This window comes from Streptomyces sp. NPDC014623, from assembly GCF_043088245.1.
Lineage (GTDB): Bacteria > Actinomycetota > Actinomycetes > Streptomycetales > Streptomycetaceae > Streptomyces.
Map to the genome: position 1 here is coordinate 77,525 of NZ_JBIBZU010000004.1, position 15,166 is coordinate 92,690.

Annotated in this window: 10 protein-coding genes; 4 read left to right on the forward strand and 6 right to left on the reverse strand. The window is 71.0% G+C overall.

All coding sequences use genetic code 11. The features are described 5' to 3' along the window. The first annotated feature begins 154 nt into the window (after positions 1–154). Positions 155–1,744 carry a serine/threonine-protein kinase gene (locus tag ACF1FZ_RS08855; RefSeq protein ID WP_391772676.1) on the forward strand — a complete coding sequence of 530 codons (1,590 nt, stop codon included), beginning with the start codon at positions 155–157 and terminating at the stop codon, positions 1,742–1,744. A 46-nt stretch (positions 1,745–1,790) separates the two neighbouring features. Next, positions 1,791–3,956 carry a UvrD-helicase domain-containing protein gene (locus ACF1FZ_RS08860; protein ID WP_391772677.1) on the forward strand — a complete coding sequence of 722 codons (2,166 nt, stop codon included), beginning with the start codon at positions 1,791–1,793 and terminating at the stop codon, positions 3,954–3,956. 113 nt (positions 3,957–4,069) lie between these two features. On the opposite strand, the gene ACF1FZ_RS08865 is transcribed toward ACF1FZ_RS08860, so the two are convergent. Further along, a complete protein-coding gene (locus ACF1FZ_RS08865; protein ID WP_391772678.1) occupies positions 4,070–5,269 on the reverse strand; it encodes an ROK family transcriptional regulator in 1,200 nt (399 codons plus the stop codon). A gap of 141 nt (positions 5,270–5,410) precedes the next feature. Here ACF1FZ_RS08865 and ACF1FZ_RS08870 point away from each other — a divergent pair, with 141 nt between their 5' ends. Both ACF1FZ_RS08870 and ACF1FZ_RS08875 read left to right on the forward strand, forming a co-directional pair. Beyond that, positions 5,411–6,640 (forward strand): MFS transporter, encoded by a 1,230-nt coding sequence (locus ACF1FZ_RS08870; protein WP_391772679.1) that lies wholly within the window; start codon positions 5,411–5,413, stop codon positions 6,638–6,640. A gap of 156 nt (positions 6,641–6,796) precedes the next feature. Then, positions 6,797–8,188 (forward strand): uracil-xanthine permease family protein, encoded by a 1,392-nt coding sequence (locus ACF1FZ_RS08875; protein ID WP_391772680.1) that lies wholly within the window; start codon positions 6,797–6,799, stop codon positions 8,186–8,188. A 373-nt stretch (positions 8,189–8,561) separates the two neighbouring features. Here ACF1FZ_RS08875 and ACF1FZ_RS08880 read toward each other — a convergent pair whose 3' ends face one another. From ACF1FZ_RS08880 to ACF1FZ_RS08900, 5 genes are all read right to left on the reverse strand, one after another. After that, a complete protein-coding gene (locus ACF1FZ_RS08880) occupies positions 8,562–10,253 on the reverse strand; it encodes a flavin monoamine oxidase family protein (RefSeq protein ID WP_391772681.1) in 1,692 nt (563 codons plus the stop codon). Positions 10,254–10,266: 13 nt separating this feature from the next. Next, positions 10,267–11,094, reverse strand: a complete 828-nt coding sequence (locus ACF1FZ_RS08885; protein ID WP_391772682.1) for a carbon-nitrogen hydrolase family protein — start codon at positions 11,092–11,094, stop codon at positions 10,267–10,269. A gap of 250 nt (positions 11,095–11,344) precedes the next feature. Then, a complete protein-coding gene (locus tag ACF1FZ_RS08890; RefSeq protein WP_391772683.1) occupies positions 11,345–11,800 on the reverse strand; it encodes an Lrp/AsnC family transcriptional regulator in 456 nt (151 codons plus the stop codon). A gap of 112 nt (positions 11,801–11,912) precedes the next feature. Then, positions 11,913–13,373, reverse strand: a complete 1,461-nt coding sequence (locus ACF1FZ_RS08895; RefSeq protein ID WP_391772684.1) for an aldehyde dehydrogenase family protein — start codon at positions 13,371–13,373, stop codon at positions 11,913–11,915. A gap of 198 nt (positions 13,374–13,571) precedes the next feature. Continuing rightward, positions 13,572–15,038 carry a GuaB1 family IMP dehydrogenase-related protein gene (locus ACF1FZ_RS08900; RefSeq protein ID WP_391772685.1) on the reverse strand — a complete coding sequence of 489 codons (1,467 nt, stop codon included), beginning with the start codon at positions 15,036–15,038 and terminating at the stop codon, positions 13,572–13,574. Positions 15,039–15,166: the final 128 nt, after the last annotated feature.

The window sequence follows — 15,166 nt, forward strand, 5'->3', positions numbered from 1 at the left end:
GCTTCGACGCCGGTGACCGGAAAGTGACGCCCCCTCACTCGCTGCCGCAGGGTCGCTGGACTGTAGATCGCCGCACGGAGAGACTTGGCCCCACCACATCGGGTCCACGCACCAACACGCGTCGGCCCTCAGCACACGCACACACGGGGGCAAGGTGCCAGACCAGCCGATCGCCGGGCGGTACGAGCTCCTGGAGGAGCTCAACAGCGGCGGTATGGGCGACGTGTGGCGCGGCTACGACGCCGTGCTGGACCGGCCCGTGGCCGTGAAAGTGGTCCGGCGGCAGGCCGTTGCCGGCTCACCACAGCTGGCCGAGGAGTTCGCCAAGCGGTTCAAGCGTGAGGCCCGCATCACCGCACGCATCCAGCACCCCGGCGTGCCGCAGGTGTTCGATGCCGTGCTCGATGACGCCTATGAGCGGCTGTTCCTCGTCATGGAGCTGGTCGACGGCTTCCCGCTGTCCTCGTACATCCACCCGGATCATCCGCTGCCCGTCAGCTGGGCCGTCGCCGTCGCCGCGCAGGTCGCCACCGTCCTGTCGCACGCCCACGAGGTGCCGGTCATCCACCGCGACCTCAAGCCGGGCAACATCCTGGTCGCGCAGGACGGCACGGTGAAGGTCCTCGACTTCGGGATCGCGGCGATCCTTAGGACGGACGTCACCAAGCTGACCGCGACCGGCAGCCCCATCGGGACCTACCAGTACATGGCGCCGGAGCAGGTCCGAGGAGGGCGGACCAGTCCGCAGACCGACCTGTACGCGCTCGGCTGCGTCATGCACGAACTGCTCAGCGGGCGGCGCCTGTTCACCGCCGACAGCGAGTACCTGGTGATGTACCAGCACGTGAACGCCGCGCCGACCCCGCTGCGCCTGCTGCGGCCGGACGTACCGGCGCCCCTGGAGGAGCTCGTCCTGCACCTGTTGCTCAAGGCGCCCGAGGCCCGGCCCGTCGACGTACAGGAGGTGTACGAGCGGCTCCGGCCCTTCCTGCCGTCGCCCGGCGAGAGGCCGACGCCGGGTGAGGAGGGTCCGCGCGGGGCGCCCGATCCGACAGGCGTCTTCCGTCAGCCGTACGCGCCGCGCGCCCGCGCCGGTACGAGCAGGACCGTACCCACCACAGTCGACCCGAACGCCGCGCCTCCGGCTCCCTTGGCCGTACCGGAGCAGCTGCGGGAGGAGATCGCGGAGGCGTACGCGCACTCCGACGCGCTGCTGGACGAGGAACGGTTCGCCCAGGCCGCCGAGGTGCTGGGCGAGATCATCGAGCCGGCCGCACGCGCCCTCGGTGCCGAGAACAGGAAGGTCCTGGAACTCCGCACGCAACGCGCCGCGATCCAGCTGCTCGGCGGGGACTACAGGGCCGCGCTGCCCGAGTTCGACGCCTTGGCCGACGCGTACGCGCGTACAGGCGGCCACAGCAGTACGCAGGCCCGTGCGTGCCGGGCCCAGGCTGCTCGGTGCCGCGCCGAGCTGGGCCAGGCCACCGACGCGCTGGTGGCACTGCGGGCGGTTCTGGACGTCGTCCGGGCGGTGGACGGCGACGTGAGCGAAGAAGCGGTCGAGCTGCGCAGGGACATCGGCATGCTGTTGCTGGCCCAAGGGGAAGCACCTGAGGCGCAGTTGATCCTCGCACCCCTCCACGACGACCTGTGCCTGGTCTACGGCCCCACGGACGACCTGTCGGAGGAGGTCGCCGAGGCACTGGCCCTGATCCAGCTCGGTCTCGACGGGCCGGCTGCCTGAACCGCCAACACCTGCGACGCCAACCGCTCCCCCGGAGAGTCCGCCCATGCCCCACCTCGCGTTCGACATCGACTTCTGCGCACAGCTCAGCAAGCTCCAGGGAAGCGTGAAACAGGGGGTGTTCGACGCCTGGGAAAAGTTCGAACGTCTCACCCTGGACCAGCTCTTCAAGGACCAGGGACTGAAGCTGGAAACGCTCAAACGGGCTCGCGACCCTCACATCAGGACCATTCGCATCGATCAAAGCACGCGTGGCGTCGTCCTCGCGCCGGACAGCGGGGACACCTACGTACTGCTACGGGTGATGCCGCACGACAAGGCAATCGCCTGGGCGATCAAGCAGAAGGCCAGCATCAACACGGTCACCCGGTCCGTCGAGATCCGGGACATCGCGATGCTCGACGAACTGACGCCGGCCTACGAACGCATCGCCCCGGCCCCCCATCAGCGGCTGTTCGCACACGTGTCCGACGGGGACATGACCGCGCTCGGCATCGACGGGACCACCCTGCGCCAGGCCCGCGCGCTCACCGACGCGGAACAACTGGAGATCTTCGCCCCGTACTTCCCGCAGGACCAGCGAGAGGTCCTGGAATACCTGGCGGCGGGCTTCAGCGTGGAGGAGGTGTGGCGCGACGTGGTGTCCGTCAGCATGTCCACCGTGTCCGCCGGCGACCCGCCCGTGGACACCGAGGACTTCGCGACCGCCATTCGGCGCACCCGGGCCCGTATCGCTCTCGTCACGGCCTCCGAGGAGCTCCGCGACATCCTCGCCAAGCCGTTCGCCGCCTGGAGGGTCTTCCTTCACCCGTCACAGCACAAGGTCGCCTACCGGCCCTCCTACTCAGGCCCTGCCCAGGTCACCGGCGGCCCGGGCACCGGCAAGACGGTCGTCGCCCTGCACCGGGTACGCCACCTACTGGGGTATCTGCGCGACGGGGACCGGATCCTGCTCACGACGTACACCAACACGCTGGTGGCCGCGCTGCGCACCGGGCTGGCCGCACTGGTCGAGGACGAGGTGCTGCGTGACCGCGTCGACATCATGACCGTCGACGCGTTCGCGGGGAGGGTCGTGTCGACGTCACGGCGGCCGTTGCGGGGTGGTGAGGAGGAAGCCCGGTGGGAGCAGGCGGCACAGGCCACTGGTTTCACCGGCACCGCGCAGTTCCTCGCCCAGGAGTACAAGCACGTGATTCTCGCGCAGAACCTGCGGTCCCTGGAGGAGTACGAGGGGTGTGAGCGGCGGGGGCGCGGCAGTGCGCTGCCGGCGTCCTCCCGCAGGCTCGTCTGGCGCACGATCGTGGAGTTCCGCGAGCGGCTCACCGCGGATGGGCTGCGCACCTACCTGGGCACGTGTGCGGAAGCCGCCGATCTGCTGGAGAGCGACGGCCCCCGTTTCCGGCACGTGGTCGTCGACGAGGCACAAGACCTGCACCCCTCCCAGTGGCGGCTGCTGCGCGCTGCGGCTCCGGCCCGGCCGGACGACCTCTTCATCGCGGGCGACCCCCACCAGCGCATCTACGACACGAAGGTGTCGCTGAAGGCGGTCGGCGTCCGAGTCTCCGGTCGGTCCACGAAGATGCGCAAGAACTACCGGTCGACCCACGAGATCCTCAGCTGGTCGACCGCCCTCCTCGTAGGCCGGCCCTTTGAGCAACTCGCGGACGACGCCCGCAATGAGACGCTGCTCGGCTACCGGTCGGCCCTGCACGGTACCGGGCCCGAGATGTTCGGCGGGAGCTCGGAAGCGGCCGAACTCGACGCCCTCGTCGCGCGGGTACGCGCGTGGCTCGACAGCGGAATCGAGCCGGGTGAGATCGGGATCGGCTCCCGATTCAACAAGGGTTGCGACAAGGTGGTCGAACGGCTCACAGCGGCGGGGATCCGTGCGGCGCGGCTACGAGGCGATTCCGTCGCCGACCCGGCGGCCGTCCAGATCGGCACGATGCATGCGTTCAAGGGGCTGGAGTTCCGGTGCGTCGCCGTCGTCGGCGTGAGCAGCGGTGCCCTGCCGTATCCGAAAGCCGTGACACCGGCGGAGGTCGACCGGCTTCAACACGAGGCCGACCTCCTGGCTGAACGCTGTCTGCTGTTCGTCGCCTGCACCCGCGCGCGGGACAGTCTGTACGTGTCGTGGTGGGGCGAGCCGAGCGAGTTCCTGGTGGAGACGGGCGCCGTGGTCCACCAGGCCCTTCCGGGCCGGGGCTGAGGAGCAGTCCCGGGCCCGGATCGGACGCGGCCCGACGCCGTGCTCCGGCGTCGTCCGGGGAGCCGTGCCCACCTGGCCGGACGGGCCGCTGTCGTCCGCACCCCGGGCCGCCTTCACCCTCCCGGGCTGAAGAGGGCGTCCTGCGCGGCATCCCGCGCGGCGAACAGCCCGCCGCGCAGGACCGCGCCGCCGCCCAGCGTCCCGGCCCTGACCTCCGTACGCAGCGGTGACATCCGGGCCAGTCGTTCCTCCACCCGCGCGGCGAGCGCGTCGCCTCCGGCGCGGCCCACCTCGCCCGCCAGGACGAGGCAGCCGGGGTCGAGCACGGAGACGACGGAGGCGGCCCCGATCGCCAGGCGGTCGGCGAGCGCCGCCAGGAAGGCCTCACTGCCCGCGTCGTCGGCGCGCAGCGCGGCCCGTACGGCGAACGCGGCGGCGGGGTCCTGCTCCTGCGCCCCGTCGGCCGACGGGCCTCGCGCCTCGATGCCGTGGTCCGCGGCCAGCTCACACACGGCGGCCGAGCCGACGAGGGAGTGGAAGCCTCCGTCGCAGTTGACCGCCGAGGGGACCCCGGAGGTGCCGGGCACCGGCAGGAAACCGATCTCCCCCGCTCCCCCGGACGCGCCGCGGCGCAGCTTTCCGTCGAGCATGACGGCTGCGCCGATGCCGTGACCGAGCCAGAGCAGCACGAAGGTGTCGCGGTCCCGGGCGGCCCCGACGCGGTGCTCCGCGACGGCGGCGAGGTTGGTCTCGTTCTCCACGAGGACGGTGGCGGAGAGCCGCCGCTGGAGTTCCCTGACCAGATCCCTGTGCCAGGCGGGGAGCCCCGCGGTGTTCCTGAGCTCCCCGGTGACCGGGTCGATCAGGCCGGGGGCGCCGATGCCGACGCTGTGCAGCGGGGCCGTGCCCGCCTTCCGGGCGGTACGCTCCAGCATCACCACGGCCCGCTCCACGGCGGGCCGCGTCCCGGTGTCGCCGGCGATGGGCAGGGTGGCCTCGGCGAGCGTGGTGCCGAGCAGGTCCGCGACGGCCACGGCGACGCCGTCCGTACGCACGTCGAGGGCGGCCAGGTGCGCACGGTCGGCGACGATCCCGTACAGCCGGGCATTGGGTCCACGGCGGTCCGAACCGCTCTCCCCGACGACCCGGACCAGGCCCGCGTCCTGCAGACGGTCCACCAGGTCGGCGACCGTCGGGCGGGACAGGCCGGTCAGGGTCTTCAGCTGAGTGGCCGTCAGCGGGCCGTCCTGCTGGAGGAGCCGAAGGGCGAGCCGGTCGTTGATGACCCGGGCGGTGCTCGGGGATGCGGGCATGCCGGGATCCTTCCAGATCACTGACGGTCCCCTGCCATGGGGTTATTTATCAGGCAGGGTTCCTGATAGTTTACGGCCCGCACCGCGCGCCGGGCACCGGCGGCCACCGGCGGGCAGGATCTTTCAGGGAGGGCACGGCATATGGCGAAGGACCCAGCGGTCCCGGTCTTCTGCACGGAGCAGATCAGGCGGGCGAGGTACGCGGTCGGCGCGGTGTTCGCCGTGCACGGGGCGGTGACCGGGAGCTTCGCGACCCGGGTCCCGTGGATCCAGGACCACGCCTCGGTGAGCGCGGGCGAGCTGGGTCTCGCACTCGCCTTCCCCGCCGTCGGTGCCTCGCTGGCCATGCCGCTGGCGAGCAGTGTCAGTCACCGGTTCGGAGCACGGACGGCCCTGCGCGGGCTGCTGGCGCTCTGGACGCTGGCGCTGGTCCTGCCGGCCCTGGCCCCGAATCTGCTCACGCTCTGCCTCGCGCTCTTCGTCTACGGGGCGACGGCGGGGATGTCGGACGTGGCGATGAACGCGCTCGGCGTCGAGGTGGAGAACCGGCTCGACAAGTCGATCATGTCGGGACTGCACGGCATGTGGAGCGTGGGCGCCCTGATCGGTTCGGCGGCGGGTACGGTCGCGGCCCACCTCGGCACCGACGCCCGTCTGCACCACACGCTGGCCGCACTGGTGCTGACGGCGCTCGGCCTCGCCGCCTGCCAGGGCGTCCTGGACCTGCGCAGCGAGCCCGGCGAGGAGCCGCCGCCGCGCTTCACCCTCCCGCCGAAGTCCGCGCTGGTCATCGGAGCCGTGGGCTTCTGCGCGGTGTTCGCCGAGGGGGCGAGCATGGACTGGTCCGCGGTCTACCTCCGGGACGTCATGGGCAGTTCGGCCGGGCTCGCCGCGGCGTCGACCACGGCGTTCGCCCTGATGATGGCCATCGCCCGGATCGCCGGCGACAAGGTCGTCGACCGTTTCGGCGCGGTGCGGACCGTACGGGCCGGAGGCGTCCTGGCCACGGCCGGCGGACTGCTCGTGGTGCTGTCGCCCGGCCCGGCCCTGGCGCTCTGCGGCTTCGGGCTGCTGGGTCTGGGCGTGGCGGTCGTCGTCCCGCTGGCGTTCGCCGCGGCCGGCCGCAGCGGTGCGAACCCGAGCCGGGCCATCGCGGGCGTCGCCACCATCACGTACACCTCCGGGCTCATCGCCCCGTCCGCGATCGGCTCACTGGCGGAGGCGACCTCGCTGCTCGTGTCGTTCGGACTGGTGACGGTGCTGGCGTTCGGGCTGGTCCTGGGCGCCGGGGTGCTGCGGGCCGGTGACCGCAAGGTCGCGGAGGGCGGCGTCCCGCAGCCCGCGCCGACCAGGAGCCCGGCAGACGGCTGAGGGCCCGGTGGCAGCACGGGCCGCGAAGGGCGGAAGGGCAGGTTCTGCCGGCGGCGGGGCCGGGCGCGGGGTCACCGGCCTGCGGCACTAACATGGCTCCGACCTTTCCGCGGGTGGACCCCAGGGCGCACCGCACACACCAATCAGGGAGCGACCATGGGCCTCGGCGTGCGCTGGACCTTGCACGGCGACGGGAAGACGCCTGCACCGGGGGCCGTGGTGCGCCCCGACGAGCGGCTCTCCTGGCCCCGTACGTTCGGCCTGGGCGCCCAGCACGTGGTGGCCATGTTCGGCGCGTCCTTCGTCGCGCCCGTCCTGATGGGCCTCGACCCGAACCTCGCGATCATGATGTCCGGTGTCGCCACCGCCATCTTCCTGCTGGCGACGAAGGGCAGGGTTCCCAGCTACCTGGGGTGCTCGCTCTCCTTCGTGGGGGTGGCCGCCACGATCCGGGCCGGCGGCGGCACCAGTGCCACCGTCACCGGCGCGGTGCTGGTGGTCGGTGCCGTGCTGTTCCTGGTGGGGCTCATGGTGCAGCGGTTCGGCGCACGGATCATCCACGCGGCGATGCCCCCCGTGGTGACCGGGGCCGTCGTGATGCTGATCGGCTTCAATCTGGCACCCGTCACCGCCTCGACGTACTGGCCCCAGGACCAGTGGACCGCCCTGCTGGTGATGCTGTTCACCGGCCTGGCCGTGGTCTGCCTGCGCGGCTTCTTCTCCCGTATCGCGATCTTCCTCGGGCTCGTCTTCGGCTACGTCCTGTCGTGGGCGCTCGACCTGGTCCTCGGGAAGATCCACTCCCCGGCCGGCGGCGCGGAGGCCGTCGACCACTGGCGGCTGGACCTGTCGGCCGTGGCGGACGCGGACTGGATCGGGCTGCCGTCCTTCCACGCGCCGGCCTTCGAATGGTCCGCGATCCTGGTCGCACTGCCGGTCGTCATCGCCCTGATCGCCGAGAACGCCGGGCACGTGAAGGCCGTGGGCGAGATGACCGGCGACTCGCTCGACGACAAGCTGGGCACCGCCATCGCCGCGGACGGCGCCGCCTCGATGCTGTCCACGGCCGTCGGCGGCCCGCCCAACACCACCTACAGCGAGAACATCGGGGTGATGGCGGCGACCCGGGTCTACTCCACCGCCGCCTACTGGGCCGCGGCCTGCTTCGCCCTGCTCTTCGGCCTCTGCCCCAAATTCGGTGCGGTCGTCGCCGCCATCCCCGGCGGCGTGCTCGGCGGCATCACCGTCATCCTGTACGGCATGATCGGCCTGCTCGGCGCCCAGATCTGGCTCAATGCCGAGGTCGACCTGCGTAATCCCCTCAACCTCGTGCCGGCCGCCGCGGGCATCATCATCGGCGTCGGCGGCGTCAGCCTGAAGATCACCGACAACTTCGAGCTGAGCGGGATCGCCCTCGGCACGCTCGTCGTGATCACCGGCTACCACGCGCTGCGGGCGTTCGCCCCAGCCCACCTGAAGACCCAGGAGCCCCTGCTGGACTCGGGCACGTCCCAGTACGACGAGAAGCCGCCGGCCGGGACGTCCTGACCGGCCCGGGAACCGTCCGGCGCCCGGTGTCCGTCCGTCCCGGTGACGTCCCGGGCCCGTCGGTGCCGTGGGGGGTCCCTGACCGGGACGCTGCGGGTACGGACCGGGTCGAGCAGTTCGCACGTCCGGCCGGCGCTGCCGGCGCGGCGACCGGTGCCGACGCGGTGATCGAGCGGATGCGGACTTTCCCCTCCGGCCGGCCGCCCGAGGACGGCCCGCGGTCTTCCACCAGGTCTGTCCGGCGGTCGCGGAGACCCTCCCAGCACATCGCGGACGGAGCGTCCCCGGACCGGGAGGCCGTCGCCGCACCGGACGTGCGGTTCGCCGAGCAGTGCCTGACGGCGGCCGGCACGGCCGCCCCGTGCCCCCGCCCTCAGCCCTCCGGGAGCTCGACCGGTGCGATCTCGTCGAAGACGTCGCCCGGGCCGGGGTTCGTCGGATCGGTCGACCCGCCGAACTGCGCCATCACACCCCATACGGCGTTCAGCGCGGTCTGCACGGCTCCCTCGGCCCAGCCCGCGGTCCACGAGATGTCGTCACCCGCCAGGAACAGGCCGCGCTTGTCGGCGGGCAGCCGGTCCTGCATGAAGTGGGTGAACAGGCGTCGCTGATAGCGGTAGTGGCCGGGCAGGTTGGCCTTGAAGGCGCCCATGAAGTACGGCTCGTTCTCCCAGGAGACGGTGACCGGGTTGCCGATGATGTGCTTGCGGATGTCGACGCCCGGATAGATCTCGCCGAGCGACTTGAGCATGACGTCCATGCGCTCGTTCGGGGAGAGCGGCAGCCATTTCAGGCTGTCGTCGCACCAGGTGTAGGAGAGGCAGATGACGGCCGGCTTGCCGGGCCCGTCGTCCAGGAGGTACGTCCCCCGGGTCATCCGGTCCGTGAGCGTCATGGACATCGTGTCCCGGCCGGTGGTCTCGTCCTCGTCCAGCCAGAACGGCCGGTCGACGGGCACGAACAGCTTGGACGACTCCATGTAGTGGGTACGCTCCATCGCCGTCCAGTGGTCGATCGGGAAGAGCGCGTCGTCGCAGGCGATCTTGGAGAGCAGCAGCCAGGACTGGGCGGTGAAGACCGCTGCCCGGTAGGTACGGATGTCGCCGGTGGCGTCGGTGACCGTGATCCGGTTCCCGGCGGTGCGGTCGAGCCGGGTCACGGCGGTGCGGGGCTCCCCGCCGTGCAGGGAGGACAGCGACGTGCCGGGCGGCCAGTGCACGGTCTTCTGCGGTTCGCGGTCCCACAGGCGCAGTGGCAGCTGCTGGCTGCCGCCGACGATTCCCCGGTGGTGGTCGTCGGCCTCGGTGTAGACGACGCGGAGGATCTCCAGGATCGAGTTGGGGAAGTCGGTGTCCCAGCCACCCGTGCCGAAGCCGACCTGCCCGAAGATCTCGCGGTGCCGGAAGGAGGTGAAGGCGTCGGAGTCGCAGAGGAAGCCGTAGAAGGTCTGGTCGTCGAGCTTCTCGACGAGCTTCGCCCAGATCTCCCGGATGCGCGGGACGTCGCGCTCGCGCATCGCGCGGTTCATGTCGGAGAAGTCGGCGCCCTCCTCCAGGCAGGAGTTCCAGGCGTCCATGACCTCGCGGTAGACCGGCGGCAGGTCGTCGATCGTCCGCGCGTAGTGGGACTCGCCCTTGAGGTCGACGACGGTCGACGGGGTGGCCGCGGACAGGGGGTTGGGGAACGGCTTGGTCTCCAGGCCCACCAGGTCGATGTAGTGCTGGAGCGCCGTGGACGAGGGCGGGAAGCGCATGGCGCCCATCTCGGCGGTCAGCGAGGGATCGCAGCCCTCGAAGCCGACGGTGCGCAGCCGGCCGCCGATCCGGTCCGCCTCGTAGACGACGGGCTTCAGCCCCATCTTCATGAGTTCGTACGCGGTGATGATGCCGGAGAGTCCTCCGCCGATGACAGCCACCTCGGTGCCGTGTTCGGTGGCCGGTACCTGTCCGATGCCCGCCGGGTGGGCGAGGTAGTCGTCGTAGGCGTACGGGAAGTCCGGCCCGAACATGGTGATCGGCGGCTGCGCGTCGGTGTGCTGGACGGCGTTGGGCACCGTGGACGTCATGGGGTACGGGCTCCTAGCGGGAAACGTGGGCGGGGACGGGGGGCCGGACCAGGGAGCCGTACAGGCCGGGGACGCGGTCCTCGATGTACGGGTTGGCGGCGCGCGACCGGGAGAGCAGCCCGGGGTCGGCCTCGGCGACGAGCAGTTCCTCGCCGCGGCCGGCGCGGGCACGGACCGTGCCGTCGGGCCCGGCCAGGCAGCTCAGTCCTGTGAAGTCGAACTCGCCTTCCCTTCCTGCCCGGTTGACGTAGGCGATGTAGAGCTGGCTTTCGAAGGCACGCACCGGCACGACGGCTTCGGCGACGAACGGGAAGGGATGCATCAGCGCGGTCGGGACCAGCAGCAGCTCGGTCCCGGCCAGGGCGTGCGCGCGTACGTTCTCCGGGAACTCCACGTCGTAGCAGATCAGCAGTCCGATCCGTACGCCGTCCAGCTCGGCCTGCACCACGGGCGTTTCACCGGGGGTGAACCACTCCTCCTCGAAGCTGCCGAAGAGATGGGTCTTGCGGTAGTTGGCGAGTGGCGTCCCGTCGGGGCCGATGAGCTGCGCCGCGTTGTGGACCGCGTCGCCGGCCCGCTCCGGGTAGCCGTAGTGGACGGCCAGACCGTGGCGTACGCAGATCTCGGCGACCGTTCGCGCGGCGGGCCCGTCCGCGGGCTCGGCGAGTTCGGGGACGGCGTCACCGATGGCGTATCCGGTGAGGAACAGTTCCGGGCAGACGAGCAACCGGGCACCCGCGGCGGCGGCCCGCGCGGCGGCCTCGTCGAGCGTGGCCAGGTTGGCGGCGACGGAGCCGGCCCGTCCGGAGCTCTGGAGCAGGGCGGTGCGCAACGGCGGCATGGCTGACCTCGGGCGGGGCGGGCGGGGTGGGGAGACGTATCGAAGGTACGGCGCGGAGATCGCGGCCGACAAGGCGCGTTCGTTGCGCGTTCACCGTTGATCCGTTGCGCGGGAAGCCGCTTCGGCGGCGATTCGTTGCGCACGGCGTCTTCGCAGGTCAGGCGAGTGATTTCGGTCTCCTCGGCGCCCGCCCGGACCGGGGCCCGGCTGCCACGACGCCCGCCGGCGTGGGGCGGAGGTCCGCCCGTCTTCAGGCCGGCGGGCCCGGCGAGTACCGCCGCAGCAGCGGGGAGAGGACGAGGACCGACTTGGTCCGCTCGACGTACGGCTCGCCGGCGATCCGTTCCAGCACCTGCTCGAAGTGCCGCATGTCGGCGGCGAAGACCTGCACGATCGCGTCGGCGTCGCCGGTCACCGTGGACGCCGACGCGACCTCCGGGTAAGCGGACAGGCCCCGTTTGATGGCGTCGGGCGCGGTGTTGCGGCTGCAGTAGATCTCGATGAACCCCTCGGTCTCCCAGCCGAGCGCCGCCGGGTCGACCCGCACGGTGAAGCCCGTGATGGCCCCCTCGGCGCGCAACCGGTCCACACGGCGTTTCACCGCGGGCGCGGAGAGACCGACCAGGGCGCCGATGTCCGCGTAGGAGCGACGGGCGTCTTCGGCCAGAGCGTGGACGATGCGTTCGTCGAGGTCGTTGAGGCGCACTTCGGGTGGGTCACTTCTCTGCGGCATGCGGATGCGGGGGGCGGCACGAGCCGCCCCCCGAAGTAGACCACGGGCGCCCCGGCGGGGCGCGCTCGCCGCAGGAAGCGACTGGTCAGAAGGGGAACTGCGAGCGGCCGTGCTGGACCGAGATCCACTTCTGCGTGGTGAACGCCTCGATCATCGACTCGCCGTTCAGCCGCCCGAGACCGGAGTTCCTCTCCCCGCCGAACGGGACGACGGGCTCGTCGTGGACCGTCCCGTCGTTGATGTGGATCATTCCGGTGCGGATCCGCTGTCCCACCCGTACGCCACGCTCGATGTTCCCGGTGTGGACCGCGCCGCTCAGCCCGTACGGGGTGTCGTTGGCGATCCGTACGGCCTCGTCCTCACCGTCGAAGGGGACGAGCAGGGCGACCGGCCCGAATATCTCCTGTCGCAGGACGGGGGAATCGTCGGCGAGACCGGTCAGTACGGACGGGCTCACCACGTTCCCTTCGGCCCGTCCGTGCAGCAGTGCCGTGGCGCCGGCCGCGACGGTCTCGTCGACGAGTTTCGACACCGCGTCGGCCTGCGAGGAACTGATCAGCGGGCCGATGTGGGTCGCGGGGTCCGCCGGGTCGCCGACGCGCAGGGAGGCGACCTTGGCGACGAACTTCTCGGTGAACTCCCGTTCCACCGAGCGGTCCACCAGGATGCGGTTGGCCGCCATGCAGACCTGGCCCTGGTGGATGTACCGGCTGAAGACGGCCGCGTCGACGGCGTAGTCCACGTCGGCGTCGTCCAGGACGATCAGCGCGCTGTTGCCGCCCAGTTCGAGCACCGCGCGCTTGAGGTTGGCCGCACAGACCGTCGCGACGTGGCGGCCGATCCGGTCCGAGCCGGTGAAGGAGATGACCTGCGGGACGGGGTGTTCCAGCAGGCTGTCACCGATCTCGGCGATGTCGGTGACCACGACGTTCAGCAGCCCGGCGGGCAGCCCCGCCTCTTCGAAGACCTTGGCGATGAGCGTGCCGCCGCAGACCGGGGTGTTCTGGTGCGGCTTCAGGACCACGGCGTTACCGAGGGCCAGTGCGGGCGCGACCGACTTGAGCGACAGCAGGAAGGGGAAGTTGAAGGGACTGATGACACCCACGACGCCGACGGGGAGCCGGTAGACGCGGTTCTCCTTGCCCTCGGTCGGCGAGGGGAGGATCTGCCCGGTGGGCCGCAGGGTGAGCTGGGCCGCCTCGCGCAGGAATTCCTTGGCGAGATGCAGCTCGAAGCCCGCCTTCAGCCGGGTGCCGCCGAGCTCCGTGACGATCGCCTCGGCGATCTCGGCTTCGCGCTCCTCGACGACGCGCAGTGCCTTCTCCAGCACGGCCCTCCTGGCGTACGGCGTCGTGTCCGCCCACTCCGGCTGGGCCCGGTCGGCGGCCCGGTAGGCCTGGTCGACCTCGAGGGCCGTCGCGACGGTGATCGAGGCGATCTTCTCCCCGCTGTACGGGTCGAAGTCGATGATGTCCCAGGACCCCTTCCCCGGCCTCCACTCGCCGTCTATGTACTGCTGGGCCAGGTCGGTGAAGAAGGAAGTCATGAAATCCCTTACCGCAGAGGGACGGACAACTGATTGCCGCTCATATTACTTATCCTTCAACAAAGTTGAAGAGAAAGCCTGTGGTGCCACGGGGAAGGCGATCCGCCGTACACGGCCTCGGGCGTACACGGAAAAGCGCCCCTCCCGGCCCGAACACCGGGGAGGGCGCCGCGATGCGGGGCCGACGGCCCCGCGACATCAACTCCAGCTGGCGTGGAGGGGCTTGCCCTCCGCGTAACCGGCGGCGCTCTGCACGCCCACGATCGCCTTCTCGGCGAACTCCTCGAGCGAGGACGCACCCGCGTAGGTGCAGGAGGAACGGACACCGGCGATGATCGAGTCGACCAGGTCCTCCACACCGGGGCGGGTGGGGTCGAGGAACATCCGCGAGGTGGAGATGCCTTCCTCGAACAGCGCCTTGCGGGCCCGGTCGTAGGCGGACTCCTCCGAGGTCCGGTTCTTGACCGCGCGCGCCGAGGCCATCCCGAACGACTCCTTGTAGTACCGCCCGTCGGCGGACTGCTGGAGGTCACCGGGCGACTCGTACGTACCGGCGAACCAGGAACCGATCATGACGTTGGACGCACCGGCGGCCAGCGCCATCGCCACGTCGCGCGGGTGCCGGACACCGCCGTCGGCCCAGACGTGCTTGCCGTGCTTCTTCGCCTCGGCGGCGCACTCCAGTACGGCGGAGAACTGCGGCCTGCCGACTCCGGTCATCATCCGGGTGGTGCACATCGCGCCGGGGCCCACACCGACCTTGACGATGTCGGCGCCCGCCTCGATCAGGTCGCGCACGCCATCGGCCGACACGACGTTGCCCGCGACGACCGGCACGCCCGGGCCGAGCGCCCGGACGGCGGTGACCGCGCTGATCATCGATTCCTGGTGGCCGTGCGCGGTGTCCACCACGAGGGTGTCGACACCGGCGTCGAGCAGCTGCCCGGCCTTGCCCGCGACGTCACCGTTGATACCGACGGCCGCCGCGATCCGCAGCTTGCCGTTCGCGTCCGTCGCAGGGGTGTACAGCGTCGCCCGCAGCGCGGCCTTGCGGGTGAGGATGCCGACGAGCCGGCCGTCCGCGCCGACCGCCGGAGCGAGCTTGCGGTTGGCGCCGTCGAGCTTGGTGAAGGCCTCGCGCGGGTCGATGTCCGCGTCGAGCACGACCGGGTCCTTCGACATGACCTCGGACAGCTGGGTGAAACGGTCGACGCCGGTCAGGTCGTGCTCGGTGACCACGCCGACGGGCCGGCGCTCGGCGTCGACGACGATGCCGGCCCCGTGGGCCCGCTTGTGCAGGAGGGACAACGCGTCGCCGACGGTCTGGCCGGGGGCCAGCACGATCGGCGTGTCGAGCACGAGGTGGCGCTTCTTGACCCAGCCGATGACCTCGGTGACGACCTCGATCGGGATGTCCTGGGGAATCACCACCAGGCCGCCGCGGCGGGCGATGGTTTCGGCCATCCGGCGGCCCGCGATGGCGGTCATGTTCGCGACGACGAGCGGGATGGTGGTGCCGCTGCCGTCCGGCGAGGAGAGATCCACGGCCTGCCGGGACCCGACCGCGGAGCGGCCGGGAACCATGAAGACATCGTCGTACGTGAGGTCGTAGGGGACCGAGGGGGAGGCCGTGTAACGACCGGTGCCGGGTTCAAGAAAACGCATAACACCCATTTTTTCATACGAAACAGTGCAGGTTGTTTCCACGAAGACACAGCAATGGGCCCCCGCATTCGTCAGTTCCTCCAAGGGAGCTGTCGGGGGCCGGGCAAGTGGAAGCCTGCCTTACCCAT

Coding starts and splice junctions, on each gene's coding strand:
- ACF1FZ_RS08860 (WP_391772677.1), top strand. CDS start 1,791: ATGCCCCACCTCGCGTTCGACATCGACTTCTGCGCACAGCTCAGCAAG.
- ACF1FZ_RS08865 (WP_391772678.1), bottom strand. CDS start 5,269: ATGCCCGCATCCCCGAGCACCGCCCGGGTCATCAACGACCGGCTCGCC.
- ACF1FZ_RS08870 (WP_391772679.1), top strand. CDS start 5,411: ATGGCGAAGGACCCAGCGGTCCCGGTCTTCTGCACGGAGCAGATCAGG.
- ACF1FZ_RS08875 (WP_391772680.1), top strand. CDS start 6,797: ATGGGCCTCGGCGTGCGCTGGACCTTGCACGGCGACGGGAAGACGCCT.
- ACF1FZ_RS08880 (WP_391772681.1), bottom strand. CDS start 10,253: ATGACGTCCACGGTGCCCAACGCCGTCCAGCACACCGACGCGCAGCCG.
- ACF1FZ_RS08885 (WP_391772682.1), bottom strand. CDS start 11,094: ATGCCGCCGTTGCGCACCGCCCTGCTCCAGAGCTCCGGACGGGCCGGC.
- ACF1FZ_RS08895 (WP_391772684.1), bottom strand. CDS start 13,373: ATGACTTCCTTCTTCACCGACCTGGCCCAGCAGTACATAGACGGCGAG.
- ACF1FZ_RS08900 (WP_391772685.1), bottom strand. CDS start 15,038: ATGCGTTTTCTTGAACCCGGCACCGGTCGTTACACGGCCTCCCCCTCG.